The following is a 22068-nucleotide window of genomic DNA, read 5'->3' on the forward strand; positions in this document are numbered from 1 at the left end:
CGCGCTCGGCAGCAAGAAGACGCCCCCGGGTTGGAGCTTCGCCTCCTTCTCGGACTGGGACCGATCCTTCCGGGAGGCCGCCACGACGATCGCTGAAGGAGCTGGAGGCAGCAGGCTACCGTCTGGAGAAGATGAACAAGGGCTCCCAGCCCTATCGGATTCGCCGTCCGGACGGGCAGGCCCTGGGCGACGAGTACGGAGCGCTCACCATCACCGAGGACGCGCTGGTCGTGCTCAAGGTCGGCAAGGGGACGCCCCGCCTCAGTATCTTCAGCCGCTACCGGAAGAACTGGGGCTGTCCCTGATCTCCGGTCCGAAAATTCAACCTGCCGGATCGAACATCGGGGTTGGACCCGGCTTCGGGAGGCATCAGGAGGTTGCCAGCCAGCGTCAGGCATGATCAACGCTGGCTGTGCGCCGACATGAACTGAGCGATGCCGAGTGGAGCCGCATTGAGCCCCTGCTGGGCTTGCGCAGCGGTCCTCCCTCGAAGCGTGGGGACCGCGACTTCATCAACGCCGTCATCTGGCGTGTGAAGACGGGCGTGCAGTGGCGCGACCTGCCCGAGCGATTCGGCCACTGGAAGACGGTCTACAACCGCTTCCACCGTTGGGCGCAGGCTGGGAGATGGGAAGCCATCTTCAAAGCCTTGCGGCTTGAAGTGGATGAGCGCGGCTCCCTCGCGGATGCCTCCGTCGTCCGAGCGCACCAGGACGCCTCGGGCGGAAAAGGGGGGTCCGAAGAAATGCTCTGGGACGTTCTCGAGGAGGTTTTTCAACGAAAGTTCACGCCGTCACAACGACGGGCGGTAAGCCGCTCCACCTCGAAGTAACGCCCGGCCAACAGCATGAGTCCACGATGGCCGAGGAGCTGCTGGTGCACGCCGAAGGCGACGCCTTCATCGCGGACACGGGCTACGATGCCGACCGCATCCTCGCCAACGTGCGCAAGCTCGGGATGACGCCTGTCATCCACTCCCACCCGGGCCGCAAGCACCCGCCGCCCTTGGACCGCACCCTCTACCGGTTGCGCTACCGGGTGGAATGCTTCTTCCACGACCTCAAGCGCTTTCGGGCTGCTGCTACCCGCTACGACAAGACGGCGACCTGCTACCTCGCCGTCCTCCACGTCGCCTCCATGCTTCTCTGGCTGCGTTAATCAGGGACAGCCCCTACCTGGACTGGGTGGAGAAGACCCACGGCCCGGCCGCCCGGAAGGCAGCGGAGGTTCGCATCGCTCGCGGAAATCCCCCAAATACAACAGCGATGTCACCACCCTGCCCGATGATGCGCTGGAAGCCCTTGATGACGCCCTGAGCAAGCGCAAGCCAGGATCCAGCCCGGCACCGCGTGAGATCGAGGATGGTATCGTCGTGGGGGTGAAGCTGGCGTTGCTGGAACTCCCATCCCACGAGGAGTCACTCACGGCATGATGTACGCACTGACGGCCGACATCTCGCACATCGAGGAAGAAGATGTCTTCGACGCCGTCAGCATCGAGTTCGACGGCTTCGAGTCCGTGACGTTCCACAAGCCCGGCATCGACTACCAGCGGGAACGGGGGGCTCCCGAGGTCATTGAGTTCGTTGGCAACCTGGAGAACGCCGCCCGGCTCGACCACCTGTTCACCGCACCCCGGGGGCTGCTGCTGATCTCCCGGCGCATGGTGCGCGTGCTCGAATCCGTGGGGCCATTCCGCCACCGGCTCATCCCCACGGTCATCTACTCGGAACGCATCAAGCAGCTGGTGCGGGACCGGTTCACCCGGCAGCGGACCTGGTACCCGGTACAGGACCCCGCGATGAAGAACGAGGACTTCGTCATCCTCCAACTGCTGGAGGAGACCGACTGCCTCGACCGGGAACGAACCCTCGTGAAGGGCGTGCCCTTCCACCAATCCGGAGCGGGACTCCTGGGCAGGGAGAAGGCCCGTCCCCTCGTGCTCCACCCACCACCGGGAGGCTTCCCTCCCGTGTTCGCCGTCCCCGAGCTGGCCTTCTACTGCTTCACGGAGGCAGCCCGGCAGGCATGTGAACAGGCAGGACTGAAGGGGCTCTGGTGGAGGCCCCAGCAGTAATTGTGGGTGCCTGGGGTTCAACACCCAGTGAACACAGCCAGATTCAACCAACCCTACGGTCGCCTTCGATGTGCCGCACCGGACCCGAGGAATGGACAGACGTGCAGGTCCAGCCTCGCACCGGTGTGTGACATTGACATTCACTGAGGCGCGACGAACCTTCCGGGCAGAAAGCTCCGCTGCTCCCTGCTCCAGGAACCCGAGGGCCGTCACGCATGGACACGACAGGCGAGCCCCCCTTCATCTCCACCGGGCAGCTCCCCGCCGCGGAGCGGGTCCGGGCGCTGGTGGACGAGGCCTACCAACGCCACCGGGGGAACACGGAGGGACAGTGCTCCCAGGTCTACCCTGCCCTGGCGCGGGTGGATCCCCGGCTCTTCGGCGCGTGCGTCGTGGGGATCAACGGCAGCAGCCATGGGGCTGGGGACGTGGACCATCCCTTCTCCATCATGAGCGTCTCCAAGCCCTTCCTCTTCGCCCTCGTCTGTCAGGCCCTGGGGCCCGAAGTGGCCCGGCGCAAGCTGGGGGTCAATGGCACCGGCCTGCCGTTCAATTCGGCCATGGCCATCGACCAGAGCCCGGACGGACGGACGAACCCCATGGTGAACACAGGAGCGCTGGCGACCACCAGCCTCGTTCCAGGCAGCAGCCCCGAGGCCCGGTGGCGCTTCATCCATGAGGGGTTGTCTCGCTTCGCCGGACGTCCGCTCGCGCTCGACGAAGAGGTGTATGCCTCCGCGCGAGAGACCCACCACCGCAACCAGGGGCTCGCCTTCCTGTTGCACGGGCTGGGCCGCCTGGAGACGGATCCGGTCCTGACGACGGAGCTCTACACCCGCCAGTGTTCCCTGGCGGTGACCGCCAGGGAGCTCGCCGTGATGGGGGCGACCCTGGCGGACGGAGGCGTCAACCCGCTCACCGGGACGCGCGTCGTCGACGAGGAGGTCTGTCATCACACGCTCGCGGTGATGGCCACGGCGGGGATGTATGAAACCTCCGGGGACTGGCTCTACGACGTGGGGGTCCCGGGCAAGAGTGGCATTGGTGGCGGCATCGTCGCCGTCGCGCCGGGAAAGGGCGGGCTGGGCACCTTCGCCCCGCTGCTCGACGCGGCGGGGAACAGCGTCAAGGGGCAGCTCGTCGCGCGGTTCCTGGCCCCACGGCTTGGCTTGAGCCTGTTCATGTCGCGCCCCAACCCCTGAGCGCCCTGATGCGGGATCTGGCAGTCACCACGCTGTTGGTGTTGGCCCTGGAGGGGGTGCTCTTTCTCACGCTGCTGCTGGCCATCGAAGTGGCCTACCGCATCGCGCGCAAACGGAAGTTCCCCTCCTCCCAGGCGCGCTCGGTCAACGCGGTCACCAACGTCGTCTTCTCCTTCATGGGGCTCATCCTGGCCTTCTCCTACTCCGAGGCGGGAAAGCGCCTGGAGGTGCATCGGAACCTGGTGGTCGACGAGGTCAACGCCATCAGCGGTGTGTGGTCGCTCGTGGACGTGGTGCCGGAGGCGGATCAGGCGCCGCTGCGCGACCTGCTCCGGCAGTACCTGGACGCGCGCATCGAGGCCCATCAGATGCTCCCCTGGGTGGAGGAGTTCGAAGCGCGCCGCGCCTGGGCCGCCCGCCTCCAGAAGCAGGTCTGGGCGTCGATGGTGGCCATCACCCAGGCCGCTCCCGACAAGGAGGTCCTGCTGCTGCCTCCCGTCCGCCTGATGGCGGAGGTCGCGGCGAAGCGAACGCTCGCCGTGCGAACACACATCACCTCGCCCACCTTCATCTTCATGCTCGGGCTCTCCGTGATTGGAGCCATGCTCGTGGGCCTGACGACGGCGCGGGGCGAGGGCCGCAACTGGCCCTACCGGTTGCTCTTCGCCTTCGTCATCTCCTCGGCAATCCATGTCGTCGTGGACCTGGAGTACCCCCGCACGGGCATCGTCAGCACGGAAGACGCCGACTCGCTCCTGCTGGAGCTGCGCGAAAGCATGGAGTGATTCCTGGCAATCCACATCCGAGCGCCCGGACCGGGGTAGCCTCTCCCCATGAGCACTCCGATGGATCCCTTCATGCGCGTGGCCTACCGCGGCGCCTACCACCTGGCGCTCGCGTGGTGGTTCGTGCGCCGTCCGCGCACGGAGGGCACGCTCGTAGGGGTGTGGCGCGGCCGCGAGGTGCTGCTGCTGCAGAACTCCTACAAGCAGGCCTTCTCCCTGCCGGGCGGCGGCCGGCACCGCGACGAGTCCCCGGAGGAGACGGGCGCGCGGGAGTTGCGCGAGGAGGTGGGCCTGGATGTGCCGGCGTCGCGGCTGCGCTTCGCGTGCGAGCTGCACCACACGGACGAGTTCAAGCGGGACCGGTGTCACTTCGTCGAGCTGGAGCTCGACACCGAGCCTCACCTCGTGCTCGACCAGCGCGAGGTGGTGTGGGCCCGGTGGCTCGACGTGGAGACCGCGCTGCGGCTGCCGCTCATGCCCGTGGTGCGCGCCTACCTCGAGGATGCCGCGCGGCGGCGGGGATTCATGCCCTGACGGGACGGCCTTCGGGCCTCAGCTGAAGCCATCGTCAGTCAATGACAGACATTGCCCCGGTTCGTCCATGCGAGGAGCCTTGACCGCGCTTCGCCGCCGCGCGACGAGCCCACGGACGGAGGCCTGGAGCCCCCAGCCCAACGCGACCAGCCCCACCGATTCTCCGATGCGCGTCAAGCGGCGAAGACAAGCCGGCGCGGGCGCCAGGTGCCCCGTCGCGGGATGCTGGCGTTGGACGCCCGTGCTCACGGTGCGCGCGGGCCGCGGGGTTGCCCGTGGCCGCCTGCTCCGGGTGCCGTGAGGACGGGGTAGGCTCCCGGGCTCATGAGCACGAGCGGAACGGCGGCGCCCGGATTCTGGCTGGAGGTCGACCTCGCGCTGGCAGGCGAGGAGGTCAGCGCCACGGCGCGGGGCAGCGGGGGCCAACAGCCCGCGCCGCACATGTTGGGGCCCGCGCACTCGCTCGAGGCCCTCCGCCGCTTCGGCGAGTGGGTGCGGGACGCGGCCGTGCGCGGGGGGCCCCTGGAGTCTCCCGAGCAGGCGCGGGCGCTGCATTCCGCGCTCTTCCGCGATGGACTCCAGGAGGTGCTGCTCGAGCTGCGCGGGGTGTTGCGCAACACCGGGAGCAAGAAGCCGCTGCTGCTGCGGCTCCTGCCCCGGGACCGCGAGCTCCAGGCGCTTCCCTGGGAGGCGCTCTGTGGACCGCTCGGGGCGCTCGACTTCCTCGGCATCTCGCCGGAGATGTGCATCGTGCGCGGGGTGCAGTCCACGAAGCCCTGGCTTCCTCGCGAGGTCACCGGCGCCGTGCGGCTGCTCGTCGTCTCGCCGCTGGACGCGGAGGCACCGGCCCGCCTGCGCGCCATGCTCCAGCCGGCCATCGACTCCGGAGCGCTGGAGTGGATGGAGCCGCTCGTGGGGCCCCGCACGCGGCGCGACTACGTCATCGACCGGCTCCGCTCCGAGCCCGCGCCGCACATCCTGCACTTCATCGGGCATGGCGGCGTGGACACGCGGGGAGCCCCGGTCCTGCAACTCACGGATGCGGACGGCGCGTCCGCGGGGCTTCCCGTGGAGCTGCTGGCGAAGGAGCTGGCGGGAGCCTTCCGGGGCGACCTGCGATTGGTGGTGCTCGAAGCCTGTGAGGGCGCGCAACCGGGGACGCTGACGAGCGCGGCGGAGCTGCTCGCACAGGGCGGCGCGGACGCGGTGGTGGCGCACCTGTGGCCGGTGAAGACAGACGTGGCGCGCGCGTGCTCGCGGGCCTTCTACCGCGCGTTGGTGGGAGACACCCGGCACCGGGGCGACGTGGCCCGCTGCCTCCACGACGCACGCAGCACGGTGCTGACGGAGTTCAACGAGAGCGCCGAGGCCTTCTCCCCCGTGCTGTACCTGCGGGGCAGTGACACCACCCTCTTCTCCTTCCGGCCCGCCCGGGCGAACAGCGCCCCCCGAGCCCCCGTGCAGGCCGAACCGGTGCGCGCGGAGGACCCCTCCCTGCGCGGGCTGATGGACCTGGTCTCACGTCCCTTCTCCCTGGTGCTGGGCGACCACGGCGGCACCCCGGACGACGACCTGCGGGAGCTGCTGCACGGCCGGATGCGGGGCACGCCGTGGGCCGTGCCGGAGGCACTGCCGATGAGCGCGCTGGCGCAGCGATTCACGCTGCGCTTCGGGCCGAAGACGCTGGACTCGCACTTCCAGGAGGTGTTCCGGGATGCGATGCCCACCCTGCCGCTGGTGGAGGCGCTGGCGCGGCGGCTGAGGCCCGGCGTCCACATCACGCTCTTGCGCATGCCCGTGTTGGAGCAGGCGCTCGCGCTGCACCGGCCCGAGCTGCCGCTGTACGTCATCCAGCCCTCGACGCCCGACGAGGGCTCCGCGCTGATCCGGCGGCGCCTGCCGGGGCAGGACTGGGAACCGCTCGACACGCTGCCCCTGGACTTCGACCCATCGCGCGACGTGGCGCTGGTGAGGCTGTACCGGGGCTACCTGCCCGACCGCGTCTTCGAAACGCCCCTGCTCACGGAGGACGACTACCTGCACGGCGTGCGCGACCTGGAGTCCGTCCTGCCGCCGGACCTGGCGGACGCCATCCTGGGGACGCTGGACAGCCGGCCCGCGCTGCTCATCGGACTGTCCTTGCTCGCATGGCACCACCGCATGCTGCTGTCGCGGCTGTTCGGACGCCGGCCGCTCCCTCGCAAGAGCCTGGTCCTGCTGGAGCCCGGGGTGCATGAGGCGGAGTCGTGGAGGTCTGGCCGGGGCCTCCCCGCGGGCGCGGGCATCCAGGTGGTGCAGGCGGACGCGGGCGCGGTGGCCGAGTCCCTGGGCGTGGGGACGCCGGGAGGTTCGCGATGAGCAACCTGGTGAACCCCTTCCTCGGGCCGCAGCCCTACCGCGCGGCGGACCGCGAGCGCTTCTTCGGCCGCGAGACCGTGACGCAGCGGCTGGTGAACCGCATCCTCGCGCACCCGTGCCTCACGCTCTTCGGCCCCTCGGGCGCGGGGAAGTCGTCGGTGATGCAGGCCGGCGTGATTCCGCTGCTGGAGGAGGTGCACGAGTTCCGCACGGTGCGCATCGACGGGTGGCTCGCGGGGGAGGCTCCGCTGGCGCGGCTGGTGCGCACGATGCACACGGAGCTGGAGCTGGGGCCGCCGCCGGAGCAGGCGGGGACGGCGCAGGCGCTGGACGCGGCGCTGGAGCTCGCCTCGCAGCGGTCGGACCGGCCGGTGCTCATCTACCTGGACCAACTGGAGCAGCTCTTCCTTCCGGGGCGCGACGTGGAGGCGACAGGCGCGCTGCTGAAGGGGCTGGACGCGCTGGCACGCAAGCCGGTGCGTGGGCTGCAGCTCGTGCTGGCGATGCGCGAGGACTACCTGGGGCGCTTCCGGGACCGAGTGCGGGGCCGGCGCGAGTTGCTGGAGCAGGGCTTCCGGCTGGGGCCGCTCACCGTGGGCGAGATGGTGAAGGTGTCGTGCCGGCTGGCCACCGAGAAGGGCCTGCCCTCGCAGCCCTGGGCCGAGCAGGAGGTGCGCGCGCTGATGCGGCAGGTGCGCATGGCGGGCCAGGGCGAGCAGGACGATGACGCCGAGGTGCAGGCCGCGTTCGCGCAGATCGTCTGCCGGGCGCTGTGGGACGAACGGGCGCGGGGCCAGGCCGTGGAGCCTGTCGCCGCGGAGCCGATGGTGCACCGCTACCTGGAGGCGACGCTGGACGCGCTCGGCTCCGACAAGAAGAAGGCGACGCGCCGGTTGCTGGAGCAGCACCTCATCGCGAGCGACGGCAGCCGGACCCTGCTGACGGAGCAGGAGGCCCGCGCCGAGCTGCCACCCGAGCACGCGGACGCGGTGCTGACGCACCTGGAAGCGGCGGCGGTGCTGCACGCGGAGCAGCACCAGGGCAGCCGGTACTTCGAATTGGGACACGACTGGCTCGCGCGCAAGGTCTTCGACCTCAAGCAGCAGCGCATCGAGCGGGAGTCAGCGCAACGGCAGCGCCGGCGTGAAGCGGCCGAGCGGCGCAGGCTCATCGTCCTGGCCTCGGTGGCGGTGGGCGTGGCGGTGATGATGACCCTGCTGCTCGTCTGGGCCTGGACGGAGCGAACCCAGGCGGAGCGGGCGAAGAAGGACGCGGATCTCGCGAAGCAGGAAGCCGTCAGGCAGGCGCGCGACGCGCGGGGATTGGCGTTGATGACGGGGGCTCGCGACCTGCAAGGCCGCGGCTACACCGCGATGGCCACGAAGCTGCTGCTCGAAGTCCCTGAACCCGAGCAGGCGCGGTGGTGGACGCAGCTGGCGCATGACTTCCTGAAGGAACCCCTCCCGGAGGCGACGCTCCAGGGAACAGCTCCGCTCAACGTCGCGGCCTTCAGCCCGGACGGCCAGCGGGTGGCGGCGGCCTCCAGGGAGGGACCGGCGTGGGTATGGCGCCTGGACGGGACGGGCACACCCGTGGCGTTGACGGGCCATGAGGGCATCGTCGGCTCCATCGAGTTCAGCCCTGACGGGCAATGGGTCGCGACCGCCAGCCAGGACGCCACCGTCCGGGTGTGGCGGGCGGATGGGACGGGCACGCCCGTGGTGCTCCAGGGGTACGAGGACACCGTCCACTCCGCGAGGTTCAGTCCGGATGGCCAGTGGCTGGTGACGGCTTCGGCGGACATGAGCGTGCAGGTGCGGCGGGCGGATGGAACCGGCAAGCCCGTGCTGCTGGCCGGGCACGAGGCCTCGGTCCTGTCGGCGCGCTTCAGCCCGGACGGGCGGCGCGTGGTGACGGCGTCGTACGACGGGACGGCGCGGGTGTGGCGGGCGGATGGGAAGGGCTCGTCCGTCGTGCTCAAAGGGCACACGAAGCCCGTCTCCTCCGCCGGGTTCAGCCCGGATGGCCGGTGGGTGGTGACGGCTTCCGAGGACAAGACGGCGCGGGTGTGGAAGGCGGATGGGACGGGCTCGCCCGTCGTGCTCAAAGGGCATGAGGGGAACGTGACCTCCGCCACGTTCAGCCCGGATGGCCAGTGGGTGGTGACGGCTTCCGAGGACAAGACGGCGCGGGTGTGGAAGGCGGATGGGACGGGCACACCCGTCGTGCTCAAAGGGCATACGGACCTCTTCACCTCCGCGGAGTTCAGCCCGGATGGCAGGTGGGTGGTGACCACGTCCCTCGACGGGACCGCGAGGGTGTGGAGGGCGGATGGAAGGGGCCCCCCCCGGATGCTCAAGGGTCACCAGGGCTGGGTCGCGGACGCGCGATTCAGTCCGGACGGGCAGCGGATCATCACCGCGTCCAGCGATGGAGCCCTCCGGGTCTGGAAGGCGGGCGGGCCGGAGCTTCCCGTGGTGTTCCAGAGCCCCGGAGACGCGGCCGACGCGGTCCGGTCCGCGCGGTTCAGTCCGGATGGGCAGCGGGTCGTCACGGCGGGCACCGACGGAGCGGCACGCGTCTGGCGCACGGAGGGGACGGGAGCCCCCGTGGTGCTCGATGGGCACGCGGGCCCCGTTTCGTCCGCCGCGTTCAGCCCGGATGGACACCAGGTGGTGACGGTCTTCGAGAACGGGAGTGCGCGGGTGTGGCGGGCGGATGGGATGGGCTCTCCGGTGATGCTGGAGGATCCGCACAGGCCCATTGGATCAGCGGAGTTCAGTCCGGATGGCCAGTCGGTGTTGACCACGTCCGGGGGCGTGCCCCAGGTGTGGAGGGCGGACGGGAGCGGGACACCTCGGGAGCTGGGGTCCGACGATGCGCGCTCCGCCCGGTTCAGCCGCGATGGGCAGTGGGTCGTGACCGCGTTTGTCCGGACCCCGAGGGTGCTGAGGACGGATGGAACAGGCACGCCCGTGGAGCTCAAGGGACATGAGCGCCGCGTCCTCTCCGCCGAGTTCAGCCAGGACGGCCAGTGGGTGGTGACGGCTTCCGAGGACTGGACCGCGCGGGTGTGGAGGGTGGACGGGACGGGCACGCCCGTCGTGCTCAAGGGGCATGGGGGTGACGTCTATTCCGCGAGCTTCAGCCCGGATGGCCAGTGGGTGGTGACGGCGTCCGCGGACAAGACCGCGCGGGTGTGGAGGGCGGACGGAACGGGCACGCCTGTCGTGCTCAAGGGACACCTGAACGTCGTCTCCTCCGCCCGCTTCAGCCCGGATGGCCAGTGGGTGGTGACGACCTCGGTTGACCAGACCACGCGGGTGTGGAGGGCGGACGGAACGGGCCTGCCCCTGGTGCTCCAGGGATGTGAGACGGAGGTCGCCTCCGCCGAGTTCAGTCCGGACGGGCACCAGGTCCTGACCGTTTGCGATGATGGAGCGGCGCAACTCTGGCCCCTGGATGTTTCGGAGCTCCAGCGGCGGCTTCGGGCCGTCAACAAGGACTGCCTTCCTCCGGACGTCCGTCGCAGCTACCTGGACGAAAGCGAGGAACAGGCTCGAAGCGCCTATGCGGAATGTGAGCGGGTCCAGGGACGGGATCCGCTCGTGACGCCGCCCCCGACGCTACGGCTGCTGCCCTGAAAGCCTTGCAGCGGGGTCTCCGAGCAGCACGTAGCCGCGCAAGTCATTGCGTTGCATCCACTGATGACCCTGTCGCTTCGGATCGACAGGATCCGGAATGCCATACACCTGCGCGTCCTGCCGCGCCCGGTAGCCCGCCAGCAGCGCATCGTTGACGCCCCGGTATGCGCTCATCAGCGCGTCCAGGGCGACGCCCGCGCGGCTGCCATTTGACAGGACCTGGAGCGCGGAGAGGACGCGCGAGGCACGGCTGCGCGTCATGTCCTCCGTGTCCAGGAACCCGAGCGTCCACGCCAGGTCGCTGTGGCCGATGATGCCCAGCGGGCCGCGCGGGTTCGCCAGCAGGGCCTGGGGCAGCGCCGCCACGAAGGGACGCTCCCCCGCCCTGGGCAGGCTGTGCAGCACGGAGTCGGGACGGCCCGAGAACCCGCCGGCCGCGGCGATCTGCGCAAGCCATGCATGGAACGCGCTGTCCGCCGGGGTCGCCGCGCCGAAGCACGCCACGCTGAACCACATGCCTCCCGGCAGGAAGGGCGTATCCCGCAGCAGCGCTCCCGTGAGCGGTGGGCCTCCGCCCAGCGTCAGCGCGCCCTGCATGGCCCGCTGCTCCTGGGCAGAAGCCCAGCCCTTCGAGGGCCGCCCCAACCCATGCGCCACCGTGAGCATCACCGCCGAGCGCGCATGGGCCGCGGCCTCCAGCAGCGCGTCCGCGTCCGAGTAGTCATAGGGAACCTCCTGGACCTTCAACGCGGGCCGCTTCTGCTTCCACCGCGTCTCCATGATCTGCCGGCACGGCTCCACCAGCAGCTGGTGTCCCGAGGCCGTGGCCGTCGTCCCGTCCCGCGCCGTGTACAGGAGCATGTCGGGGGCCTCCGGAGGCGCGCCCCGCTTCTCGGCCGCGATCACCTTCTGGGCATAGGACGTGTAGCCCGAGAGGTCCGGTTCACCGTCGGGCAGCCCCACGTGAAGCCGTCCCACGAACGCGCCATGCGCGAGCACGTGCTGCAACTCCATGGACACGTCGGGCAGGTCCCCGAGCAGCAGCAGGTACCTGGGACGTTCCTCCTCGGGGACGTCCTCGGCCCGGTGCACCGATTCCTTCCAGCGCACCGCCGCGTTCGCGTCCATGCCGGGAGGAACGCGGTAGCGCATCACGGGAGCGCCCTGCTCCTTCTCACGGTGCTGGAGGAGCGGCTCCATGGCGCGCAGCAGGGCATCGCCCGTCGTGCCCAGGGGCGCGATGACACCCCAGCGCTGCGAGGGCAGGTCATTCGGGTTCGCGTCGGGGCGCTCCAGCGTCATCCCCTCGGCACCGCGAAGAAGCGGCGCGGGCCTGGGTGCATCCCGGGTGGAGTCCGCGGGAAGTCCTTCCTCCAGCACGGGCCGGCGGTCGTCAGCGCGCGAGAGCAGGAGCTGCAGCGCTTCATCCTTCACGGGCTCGGGCATCCTTCGGCTTCCGGTAGGAGCCCGTCAGAACCGCGGCACGGGTGGGTGCCCCCTGTGCAGCGGTCTGGCGGACTCGGTGCCCCAGCATCTTCGCCGAAGACCTGTCCGCGGCACCGGCTTCCCCCGGCTTGATTCCAGATTCCGGAGCCCGGTCCAGGAAATGGAAACAGCCCTCCGCCGTGCTTGCGCCCTCTCCGCCAATCCCTTGCAATGATTGAAATTGAGCCGTGACACCCTGCGTGGCACAACCGCTGCACTGTTCTTATGCATGCACGGTAAAATCCTCCTCCTCGATTCGAAGCCCCCGGTTCGTGGGGCAACGGCGCGTCACCTGACGGCCGCGGGCTTCACCGTCCTCACCGCTCGCACGGATGGGCAGGCGCGAAGCCTGCTGGACACCAATCTGTTCGACGCGGTCCTCATCGACCACCCCTTTGGCCGGCCCGGCATGGAGGAAGGCCTGCGCTTCGCGCGCGACCTCCGCCTGCAGGACGCGCGCGTTCCCCTCCTGCTGATGACGGCGCTACCCCTGGACGAGGTGCGGCATTCGGCCTGGGCAAGCGGCATCACCAAGCTGCTGCCCAAGCCGCAGCTGATGCCGGTGCTCATCCTCCACCTGTCCGCGCTCATCCCCGCCGCGGACAACGAGGACCAGCCCCAGCCCATCCCGATGCGCTAGAACTCCGGGCTGCCTGGGTCCCGATTCCGGTCCGGATTCCGGAAAATGGATCCGCAAGCTGGACAGACAGGCTCGGCGGACGGTGTTCCGCCGGGCCAAGTGGCTGTAACGACTTCACACTGTTTTATTCCCAGGTCCCTGGCCTCGCCCTTGCTCATGCCTCCTCGTGTGCCCCGGAACCTGCTGATCATCGATGACGAAACGGTCCTGTGCTGGGTCCTGGGCCGCTTCTTCTCCAGCGCGGGGTACGAGGTCGACTCGGCCACGGACCTGGATGAGGCGTTGGAGCGGGTGAAGCACGGCCGCTACGACCTGGTCATCAGCGACCTGCGGCTGAGCGGGACGCAGTCCGAGGAAGGGCTCATCATCGCGGAGCGCCTGCGGGAAGCCTCCCCGGACACACGCATGGTGTTGCTGACGGCGTTCGCGACACCGGACCTGGGAACGCGCGCACAGGCACTGGGAGTGGACCTGGTGCTGAGCAAGCCCCAGCCGCTGCCGGACCTGGCGGAGCACGTCTCGCAATTGCTGGAAGCTCCGCGATAAGGAAACACGCGGTCGCCGCCCCGTAGAGGCCCATGAAAGCTCCCACCGTCGTCCCCCCCGTGCCCCGCAGGGGGTTCCCGGGCCCCGTGCCCGCTGTCCTGCGCCTGCCGATGTCGCGGCTGCCGTCCGCCGCGCTCGCGGAGGATGCGCCGGACTTCACCCAGACGGTTTCGAGCGTCCGGGCGGTGTCGCCCCGGCCCGATGGCCAGCCCCGGGGCAAGGACGTCCTGGAGGACCCCCTCACGATGGCCGTGCCGTTCCCCGGGCGCCGCCGCCGGGCCCTGCCTGCCCGGAGCATGGGCCGGGGCCTGGCGTTGATGGTGGCGGTGGGCCTGTCGCTCGGCGCCGCGTCGCGGGCGGAGGCCCAGCCGTCGGTGTCGCAGGCCATCGATGTGCAGCAGTACAAGCCGGGGCCGGGCGCGTACGACGTGCTCGGGCTGAACAGCGCCCGCGTCGCGCCGCACCTGACGTGGAACGTGGGCGCGTCGCTCAACTACGCGCACCGGCCGCTCAACTTCTACGACCCGCGCGAGGAGAGGTTCGTCTACCGCATCGTGGAGCGGCAGGTGTCGCTGGACCTGATGGGCGCGGTGTCCCTCTTCGACCGGCTGGAGGTGGGCCTGGTGCTGCCGCTGACGGTCACCGGTTCGCAGCCCGCGGGCGCCGTGTCGGAGCAGTTCGCGGACGGCGTGGGCACGGCGGGCCTGGGCGACCTGCGCGTGGTGCCCAAGCTGGCGCTGCTGTCGAAGGGCGCGCTGAACCTGGCGGTGGTCGCGCCCTTCACCCTGCCCACCGGCGGCGGCGACCACTTCCTGGGCGCGGAAGGGCTCACCTTCCAGCCGCGCGTGGCCGGTGAGTGGGCCACGTCGTCGCTGCGGCTGCTCGCCAACGTGGGCGTGAACCTCCGCGAGGCGCAGGACCTGCGCAACCTGCACGTGGGCAACGAGCTCGCGTTCGGCGTGGGCGCGGAGGTGCCCATCACGCAGGCGCTGTCCGCGCAGGCGACGCTCGCGGGCGCGGTGGGCCTGTCGGAGTCCGACACGGAGGAGTTCCCGTTGGAGCTGCTGGGCGCGGTGAAGTACCGCTTCGCCCAGGGCTTCGCCGCGCATGTGGGCGCCGGGCCGGGCCTCACGCGCGGCTACGGCACGCCCGCCTTCCGCGTGCTCGCGGGGCTGGCCTACACGCCGGGTGGCCCCCCTGCTCCGGTGGCCGCCGCGCGCGCTCCTGGCTGTGCGCTGGGCCCCGAGGACTTCGACGGCTTCCAGGACGACGACGGCTGCCTGGATCCGGATGACGACAACGACGGCATCCCCGACGTGAACGACATCTGTCCCACCGAGCCGGAGACGGTGAACGGCGACCGCGACGACGACGGCTGCCCGGACACGGTGCCGGCAACGAAGGCCACCACCGAAGGCGCGCCGCCCCCGGCCGCGCTCGCCCTGCCGCCCGCTTCCTCGGACACGGATGGCGACGGCATCCCGGACGCCGAGGACCGCTGCCCCACGGAGGCCGAGGACCAGGACGGCTTCGAGGACGAGGACGGCTGCCCGGATCCGGACAACGACAGGGACGGCATCCCGGACGCGGCGGATCAGTGCCCGCTGGAGGCGGAGGTCATCAACGGGGCGAAGGACGACGACGGGTGCCCGGACAAGGGCGAGTCGAAGGTGCGCCTGGAGGGCTCGCGCATCGTCATCCTGGACAAGGTGTATTTCGCCACCGGCAAGGACGTCATCCTGCCCCAGTCGTTCCCGCTGCTGTCGCAGGTGGTCTCCATCCTGCGCACCCACCCGGAGCTGGAGCGGGTGCGCGTGGAGGGCCACACCGACAGCCAGGGCAACGACGCGAAGAACCTGGACCTGTCGCAGCGGCGCGCGAACAACGTGCGCGACTGGCTGATGAAGGGCGGCATCGCGGGAGCGCGCCTGGAGGCGGTGGGCTACGGTCAGACGAAGCCGGTGGACACCAACGACACGGCGAAGGGCCGGGAGAACAACCGCCGCGTGGAATTCAACATCCTGAGGACCGCCGGCCAGGCGGATGGAGTGTCGCCGTGAGGAAGTCAGGCGCCCCCTTGATGCTGTCGCTGCTGCTGTTGGCCTCGCCTGTCGCGGGCTTCGCGGCGGAGGCGGACAGTGCCTGTGGCGGGCTGACGTTCGACAACGGGCGGCTCACGACGGGCCGTCCCCTGGAGGCGAAGGGGCCCCAGACGGAGGCCTGCCTGCGCGAGGTGGCGGAGGCCGTGAAGGCGCGCCCCGCAATCCGGGGCCTCACCGTGGCCGCGAAGCTGCCGGACGCGGAGCGGCTGGACGGCCAGGGACTGGCGGTGGCGAAGGCCGCGGCGGAGGTGCTGGTGAATGCCGGCATCCCCCGCACGCGCGTGTCCTTCGTGGCGCCCCCGGCCGAGGCCAACACGCCGGGCCGGTTGCAGCTCGCCTACGTGGAGCGCCCCGCGCAGCTCGCGGTGGCGCGGCTGCGCACGGCCAGCGGCCAGGTGACGGTGAGCCTCGGCGAAGGGCAGCCCACGCCGCGACTGACGGGAGATTCGCTGTACGCGGGTGAGCTCGTGGCGACGAACGACACCGGCCGGGCGGAGCTGGCGCTGGCGGACGGCAGCCTCCTGTTCCTGTCCCCCCGGAGCGCGGTGCGCCTGGGCACGCTGGAGCTCACCGCCGAGCGCCACCGCAAGGTGCTGCTGGACCTGGTGAAGGGCACGGTGGAGACGCAGGCGGCTCCGGGCGGCGCGGGCTCCACCTTCGAGGTGCGCACGCGCGGCGCGGTGGCGGGCGTGCGCGGCACGCGCTTCCGTGTGTCCCAGCAGGAGGACGGCACCAGCCGCGTGGAGACGCTGGAGGGAAAGGTGGCCCTGGGCGCGGAGCGGCGCTCCGTGGACGTGGACGCGGGCTTCGGTTCACGGGCGAAGCCGGCCCAGGCGCCGGAAGCCCCCCGGGCGCTGCTGGCGGCCCCGGCGCTGGAGCGGCCGCGCGGCGGCGTATACCCGAAGGCGCCCACGCTCGTCTGGAAGGCCGTGCCGGGCGCGAGGACGTACCGGGTGGAGCTGGCGTCGACGGCGGACTTCGCGGGCGACGTGAAGGTCCAGGAGTCGACGCACCCCACCGTGGACGCGGCGGCGCAGGGGACGGGCAAATGGTTCTGGCGGGTGCTGGCGGTGGACGCCGACGGCTTCGTAGGCTACCCGTCGAGAATCTTCAGCTTCGACGTCGCCGGGTGAAATGACGCTGCCAGATCGCGGTCCCAGGTCCTCGCGCTTGTCCTCTCCCGCCCTGCAGCGGGGCCTGGGCGCGGGCGTGGGCCTGCTGCTCGCGGTGGGCACGGCGGTGATGGGCGGCGCGCCGGGCCCGGGCGAGCGGGCCCTGTATGACTTCGCGGTGAGCCGGCTCCTGTCGCCGCTGCCCACCACCGCGGACCTGGTGCTGGTGGAGGTGGACGACCGGGCGCTCGCGGCGCTGGGCGAGCGCTGGCCGCTGTCGCGCGCCACCTGGGCCAAGGCCTTCCAGGCGCTGGCGGAATACCGTCCCAACGCGGTGGTGGTGGACGTCCTCTTCGACGCGCCGGAGTCCCGCGACGCGCTGGACCTGGGCGAGGACGTGCTGGAGCGCCTGCGCACATCGGGGCTCGCGAACACGCCCGCGGGCGCCTCGCTGGCCAGCGACCTGGAGGCGCGGCTGTACGCGCAGGATGGCGATGCGCGCCTCACGGAGGCCTTCTCCGGGGTGGGCACCGTCATCCTGGGCAGCATGGCGCTGGCGGACGACACGGGGGGCCTGCCCGTGCCGGGAGACCCGCTGACGCCGGTGCCCCTGGACGCGGGCCGGCTGCGCCTGGACGCGAGGGGCCTGTCCACGAACCTGGCCCCGCTGCGGCTGGCGGCCTGGGGCAGCGGGACGTTGAACGTGCTGCTGGACGCGGACGGTGTCATCCGGCGCTACCCCTACGCGGTGCGGGTGGACGGCAAGGCGTGGCCCTCGCTCGCGCTGGCGACGGCGCTGCGCCTGTGGCCGGAGCGTTCCGAACCCATCCTCCGCGTGGCGTCCACCGACGACGGCGCCCCCCTGATGCGGCTGCCCGCGCCGGACTGGTTGCCGCGCGTGAGCCTGGCGGACGTGCTGGCCGCGGGGCCGTCCTCCGTGGGGCTGGACCTGGCGCTGCGGGAGAAGACCGTGTTCGTGGGCGTCACCGCCACGGGGCTGCACGGTCAGAGCACCCTGCCCGGCCAGCTCGCGGTGCCGGGCGTGGAGATCCACGCCTTCGCGATGGACAACCTGCGCACCGGCCGCGTGCTGCGGGCCACGGGCCCCGTGGAGGTCCTGGGCCTGGTGGAGACGGCGCTGGTGCTGGGCCTGCTCCTGTGGCGCCGGGGCCGCGCGAGGAGCCTGGGCGCGGTGGTGGTCCAGGCCTCGCTGCTGCTCGTCGCGCACACGGCCTTCGTGGGCTGGCTCCTGGCGGATCCGGGCTGGGTCGTGCCGCTGCTTCCCGCCGCCGTGGGCGTGGTGCTGGTGACCCTGGCGGAGGCCGTGGCGCGCACCGAGGACCTGCAGCGGCAGAGCGGCGCCCTCAAGCGCCTGTTCGGCCGGTTCCCCCGGGAGGCCCAAGCCCCTCCTCCCGGAACACCGGACGCGAGCGCGCCCCCGGGCGATGCGGGCTCCGGGGCTTCACGCTCACTGCCGGGCGATCCCCGGGGCTGACCAGGCGCGGCGGAACCCCCTGGGGCTTCGCTCGGCCGACCCGGGGCCCGGCGCGCGCCCCTTGGACAAAGGACCAGGGTACGTCCGTGCGACATGCGTGACACCATGTGCTGACCACCATGCCCCGCTACGCCCTCATCGCCGAACCGGATCGCCACCGTGCCGCGGGACTGCTCGCGCTCGCCCAACAGGAGGGCCTGGAGGGCACTGTTGCTCGGGATGGGGCGGAGGCCCAGGAGCTGGTGCGCCAGCGCGGCGCCCCTACCCTCCTGGTGACGGACCTGGCGCTGCCCCGCGTGGACGGGTTCGCGCTGCTGGCGTGGCTGCGGGGCCGCCCGGACGCGAGCGGTACGGCGGTGATGGTGGTGACGGCGTTCGACGAGCTGCGAGTGCGCGCGTGGCAGCTCAAGGACGCGCTGGGCATCCACGCGCTGCTCAGCCGGCGCGCGGGCCCGGAGGCGATGCGCGACGGCGTGCGGCGTGCGCTCGCGGGCCAGCTCGCGGGCAGCGGCTCCATGGAGCCGAACGCGGACGAGGAGAAGCGGCGGCTCGCGCGCATCGATGAGCTGCGGTTGGTGGACCCGGGCGTGCCCGACCAGGAGTTGCAGGAGCTGGTGTCGGAGGTGGCGCAGGCCTTCGGGGTGCCCGTCGCGCTGCTGACGCTGGTGCTGGGGGACCGCCAGTGGTTCAAGGCGCACGTGGGGCTGCCCGCCGCGCTCGCGAAGGACCGCGGCACGCCGCGCGACTGGTCCTTCTGTCACCACGTGGTGCAGGGCCGCGAGGCCATGGTGGTGCCGGACGCCACCCGCCACCCGGTGTTCCGGGACAACCCGCTGGTGCGCGACGGCATCGTCGGCAGCTACGCGGGCGCTCCGCTCATCACCTCCACGGGGGAGGTGCTGGGCTCGCTGTGCGTCATCGACACGCGTCCGCTGATGCTGGGCACGGAGGACCTGGCGGCACTGCGCGAGCTGGCGGGCCGCGTGGCGGAGGACCTGGAGCACTCCACGGCGCACGGACGGCTGCGCCCCGCCATGCCGCGTCCCAGGAGCGCGCCGGAGCCGGTGCTCACCGAAGCGGCGGCGCTGGCGCTCGTGCGCGAGGCCGTGAGCGCCCTGGACGTGCCGGTGCTGGTGGTGGCCCCGGGCCGCAAGCCCTTCGCCGCCAACGCGGCGCTCGCGGAGCTGCTGGGGCTGCCGGAGGAGCGCCTGTCGGGCATGGCCTTCGATTCGCTGTGCCAGCACATCGCGAACCTGACCGCGGACCCCGGCGGCACGCTGCGGCAGCTGGACCTGGCGGCGGAGAGCTCCCGAGGGCTGCACCTGACGCTGTCGCTGGAGCGGCCCCGGCCGCGCGTGGTGCGCTGGGTGGCGCGGCCCTTCCTGGTGCCCGGGGGCGTCGCGCAGATGCTGTCGCTGATGGACCTGAGCATCGGCTCCGACCTGGTGGGCAATCGCGAGCGGCTCCTGCGCCAGGACGCGCTCACGGGGCTGGACACCCGGCGCGTGGGCGAGGAGCGGCTGGCCAAGGAGATTGGCCGCTGCCGCCGGGAAGGGCTGCCCGTCAGCCTGGTGCTGGTGGACCTGGTGGAGCTGGGCACCCTCAACCGCACGCGAGGCTACGACGCGGGCGACGGGGCGCTGCGGGAGCTGGCCCGGCGCGCGGAGAGCCTCTGCCTTGCGCCGGGCTTCGCGGTGCGCTGGACGGGGGACACCTTCCTGCTCGCGCTGCCCGGAGCGGATGCCGTGGGCGCGGAGGCCGTGCGCCAGCAGCTCCACGACCTCCCCGGCCAGCCCGCGTGCGTGTCCATCGCGGTGACGGTGCAGGGCGAGGAGGATCCCCACGGCACCCTGGCCCGCGCGCACGCCGCGCTGGTCCGCGCCAAGCCGGAGCGAAAGGCCGCCCCCCCGCACGACTGAGGCCGCCCCCCGGGCGCGGGCTCGGGCAATCCTGTCCGGCAGTCGGACCCGTCAAGCAGCCAAGGCGTCGGGCAGACGGGTCCTACAGTCGGACCCGCTGAGCGCCCTCGGTCCCCGGACGCGTCTGGCGACAAGCCAGGCTGATGGGTGGGTGGGCCCCGGCTTGCCAGGCCGGAGGGCGCTGGGGGCGTCAATGGCGTGAAAACCCCGGAGCCCCTGGCTATCGAAGGGCTTTCCCGCCCCCCGTGGCGCGAGGGTCCCCCTGATGATCCCCTTCTCCGTCCTCGACCTGTCCCCCGTCATCTCCGGGGGCGACCCCGGCCTCGCCCTGCGCAACAGCCTGGACCTGGCCCGCCACGCGGAAGACCTGGGCTACCAGCGCTTCTGGCTGGCCGAGCACCACAACATGACGGGCATCGCCAGCGCGGCCACGTCGGTGGTCATCGGGTACGTGGCGGGGGGCACGAAGAAGATTCGCGTGGGCGCGGGCGGCGTCATGCTGCCCAACCACGCGCCGCTGATCATCGCGGAGCAGTTCGGCACCCTGGAGACGCTCTACCCCGGCCGCATCGACCTGGGCCTGGGCCGCGCGCCGGGGACGGATCAGCGCACCTCCGCCGCCCTGCGCCGGGGCCTGGGCGGTGCTGACAGCTTCCCGCAGGACGTGGTGGAGCTGCAGAACTACTTCAAGGACCCCACGCCGGGCCAGGCCGTGCGCGCGGTGCCGGGCGCGGGCCTGCACGTGCCCCTGTGGCTGCTGGGCTCCAGCACCTTCAGCGCGCAGCTGGCCGCGGCACTTGGCCTGCCCTTCGCGTTCGCGTCGCACTTCGCGCCCGCGCAGATGATGAGCGCGCTGCACCTGTACCGCACGCAGTTCCGCCCGTCGGACGTGCTCCAGAAGCCGTACGCGATGATTGGCGTCAACGTCTTCGCCGCGGACACGGACACGGAGGCCCAGCGCCTCTTCACGTCGCTGCTCCAGGCCTTCATCAACCTGCGCCGCGGCCGTCCAGGTCCGCTGTTGCCGCCGGTGGACAGCATGGACGGTCAGCTCAACGAGATGGAGCTGGCGGAGATCGAGCACATGCTGGCGTGCACCGTGGTGGGCTCGCCGGACAGCGTGCGCGAGGGGCTCCAGTCCCTGCTCAAGCAGACCGGGGCCGACGAGCTGATGATCACCGCGCAGATCCACGACCACGCCGCGCGGCTGCGCTCCTTCGAAATCGTCGCTCAGGTGCGCGAGCAGCTCACGGCCGCTGACACGCGGCCCGCACCGTCCCCGCAAGCCGCGCGATGAGCTGGGCGTCGTGGCTGCCGAAGACGCGGCGCGCGCCGCCCGGCAGCCCCAGCACCAGGTAGTGGGTGTCCTCCACCACGAGCAGCGCGGCCATGGACGCGAAGAGGCCCAGGGCGGTGAGGACGAGCCCCGCCTCGTACGCGCCCCTCAGCGCCGTGACGCTGACGGACAGCCAGGACAACAGCGGCAGTCCCAGCGCCCCGGCCAGTCCCACCGCGAGCAGGTAGGGCCACACCTTCGGAGTGCGGCGCGAGGTCTCCACCTGGAGCACGTCGCGCAGCGCCCAGCTCTGGCCCCCCACGACGAGCCGGTCGCGGGTGACGCGAACCTGACCGGCCTGGAAGAGGGAGGGCTCACCCGCGTCCGGCACCGGAGCCACCAGCGGCTCCGGCGGAGCCACCGGCCGGCGGTCCACTTCACGCAGGGGGACAACGGGACGCAGCACGGTGACGACGGTCATCGGTTCACCCATGGGTGGTCTCCAACAGAGGAAAGTGCGAGCGCAGGAGGGCGCGAAGCTCATCGAGCGGACGGCCCAGCGCGAAACATGCCCGGGCCCCCTGACACAGGGCGCGGGACACCAGGCGCTCGTCCGCGAAGGGCAGCAGGACGACGACGGGCGCGGCGGCGGCGCAGGCCCGCGCGCGCGTCAGCACCGGGAGGATGGCCTCCCCGCGCTCCACATGCGCCAGCACCAGGTCCGGCCGGGCCGCGTCCGCGGCGTCCAGGAACAGGGCGATGCCCAGGTCGCCCAGCACGTCCGCCAGCAGCGAGGCCAGGGACTCATCCGCTCCGAGCAGCAAGGCCCGGGTTGTGCGCAGGGACGCCACGGCCCCACGTCACAGCAAGCTACATGCCGGAACCACCGTCCCC

17 protein-coding genes and 1 pseudogene are annotated in these 22068 nt (G+C 71.5%); 15 read left to right on the forward strand and 3 right to left on the reverse strand.

What is annotated here, in order from left to right; all coding sequences use genetic code 11:
• The first annotated feature begins 131 nt into the window (after positions 1 to 131).
• The 8 genes and pseudogenes from D7X32_RS45460 (at position 132) to D7X32_RS15150 (ending at position 10599) form a co-directional block, all read left to right on the forward strand.
• Positions 132 to 305: a hypothetical protein gene (locus D7X32_RS45460; protein ID WP_158625690.1), complete on the forward strand. Its 174-nt coding sequence runs from the start codon at positions 132 to 134 to the stop codon at positions 303 to 305.
• Between the two features lie 107 nt (positions 306 to 412).
• Positions 413 to 1158, forward strand: a pseudogene (locus D7X32_RS46735) (IS5 family transposase).
• Positions 1159 to 1428: 270 nt separating this feature from the next.
• Complete coding sequence (locus tag D7X32_RS46250; RefSeq protein ID WP_171447475.1) at positions 1429 to 2076, forward strand: hypothetical protein; 648 nt, start codon at positions 1429 to 1431, stop codon at positions 2074 to 2076.
• Positions 2077 to 2291: 215 nt separating this feature from the next.
• A complete protein-coding gene (glsA, locus tag D7X32_RS15130; protein WP_120603253.1) occupies positions 2292 to 3278 on the forward strand; it encodes a glutaminase A in 987 nt (328 codons plus the stop codon).
• Positions 3279 to 3286: 8 nt separating this feature from the next.
• The gene (locus tag D7X32_RS15135; RefSeq protein WP_120603254.1) at positions 3287 to 4063 is read left to right on the forward strand and encodes a bestrophin-like domain; all 777 of its coding nucleotides are present in this window, start codon (positions 3287 to 3289) and stop codon (positions 4061 to 4063) included.
• A gap of 60 nt (positions 4064 to 4123) precedes the next feature.
• The gene (locus D7X32_RS15140) at positions 4124 to 4597 is read left to right on the forward strand and encodes an NUDIX hydrolase (protein ID WP_244239021.1); all 474 of its coding nucleotides are present in this window, start codon (positions 4124 to 4126) and stop codon (positions 4595 to 4597) included.
• Between the two features lie 324 nt (positions 4598 to 4921).
• Positions 4922 to 6955: a CHAT domain-containing protein gene (locus D7X32_RS15145; RefSeq protein ID WP_120603256.1), complete on the forward strand. Its 2034-nt coding sequence runs from the start codon at positions 4922 to 4924 to the stop codon at positions 6953 to 6955.
• Positions 6952 to 10599: an nSTAND1 domain-containing NTPase gene (locus D7X32_RS15150; protein ID WP_120603257.1), complete on the forward strand. Its 3648-nt coding sequence runs from the start codon at positions 6952 to 6954 to the stop codon at positions 10597 to 10599. The genes D7X32_RS15145 and D7X32_RS15150 overlap by 4 nt, the downstream gene beginning before the upstream one ends.
• On the opposite strand, the gene D7X32_RS15155 is transcribed toward D7X32_RS15150, so the two are convergent.
• A complete protein-coding gene (locus tag D7X32_RS15155) occupies positions 10582 to 12045 on the reverse strand; it encodes a hypothetical protein (protein WP_120603258.1) in 1464 nt (487 codons plus the stop codon). The two genes, D7X32_RS15150 and D7X32_RS15155, sit on opposite strands and share 18 nt — an antisense overlap.
• A gap of 268 nt (positions 12046 to 12313) precedes the next feature.
• On the opposite strand from D7X32_RS15155, the gene D7X32_RS15160 reads away from it, so the two are divergent.
• From D7X32_RS15160 to D7X32_RS15190, 7 genes are all read left to right on the forward strand, one after another.
• Positions 12314 to 12724, forward strand: coding sequence for a response regulator transcription factor (locus D7X32_RS15160; RefSeq protein WP_120603259.1), 411 nt, complete (start codon positions 12314 to 12316; stop codon positions 12722 to 12724).
• Between the two features lie 156 nt (positions 12725 to 12880).
• A complete protein-coding gene (locus D7X32_RS15165; protein WP_120603272.1) occupies positions 12881 to 13270 on the forward strand; it encodes a response regulator in 390 nt (129 codons plus the stop codon).
• Positions 13271 to 13302: 32 nt separating this feature from the next.
• Positions 13303 to 15330 (forward strand): OmpA family protein, encoded by a 2028-nt coding sequence (locus tag D7X32_RS15170; RefSeq protein WP_244239022.1) that lies wholly within the window; start codon positions 13303 to 13305, stop codon positions 15328 to 15330.
• Positions 15327 to 16505: a FecR family protein gene (locus D7X32_RS15175; RefSeq protein WP_244239023.1), complete on the forward strand. Its 1179-nt coding sequence runs from the start codon at positions 15327 to 15329 to the stop codon at positions 16503 to 16505. Before D7X32_RS15170 ends, D7X32_RS15175 begins: the two co-directional genes overlap by 4 nt.
• 37 nt (positions 16506 to 16542) lie before the next feature.
• Positions 16543 to 17979 (forward strand): CHASE2 domain-containing protein, encoded by a 1437-nt coding sequence (locus D7X32_RS15180; protein ID WP_244239024.1) that lies wholly within the window; start codon positions 16543 to 16545, stop codon positions 17977 to 17979.
• 119 nt (positions 17980 to 18098) lie between these two features.
• A complete protein-coding gene (locus D7X32_RS15185) occupies positions 18099 to 19898 on the forward strand; it encodes a GGDEF domain-containing response regulator (RefSeq protein ID WP_120603274.1) in 1800 nt (599 codons plus the stop codon).
• A 265-nt stretch (positions 19899 to 20163) separates the two neighbouring features.
• Positions 20164 to 21195, forward strand: a complete 1032-nt coding sequence (locus tag D7X32_RS15190; protein ID WP_120603262.1) for an LLM class flavin-dependent oxidoreductase — start codon at positions 20164 to 20166, stop codon at positions 21193 to 21195.
• Here D7X32_RS15190 and D7X32_RS15195 read toward each other — a convergent pair.
• Together D7X32_RS15195 and D7X32_RS15200 are read right to left on the reverse strand one after the other, a co-directional pair.
• Positions 21146 to 21667 (reverse strand): DUF6232 family protein, encoded by a 522-nt coding sequence (locus tag D7X32_RS15195; protein ID WP_147450160.1) that lies wholly within the window; start codon positions 21665 to 21667, stop codon positions 21146 to 21148. The two genes, D7X32_RS15190 and D7X32_RS15195, sit on opposite strands and share 50 nt — an antisense overlap.
• Positions 21660 to 22025, reverse strand: coding sequence for a DNA-binding response regulator (locus D7X32_RS15200; RefSeq protein WP_120603264.1), 366 nt, complete (start codon positions 22023 to 22025; stop codon positions 21660 to 21662). The genes D7X32_RS15195 and D7X32_RS15200 overlap by 8 nt, the downstream gene beginning before the upstream one ends.
• Between the last annotated feature and the right edge of the window lie 43 nt (positions 22026 to 22068).

It is taken from the genome of Corallococcus carmarthensis, assembly GCF_003611695.1.
In the GTDB taxonomy this organism is placed as follows: domain Bacteria; phylum Myxococcota; class Myxococcia; order Myxococcales; family Myxococcaceae; genus Corallococcus; species Corallococcus carmarthensis.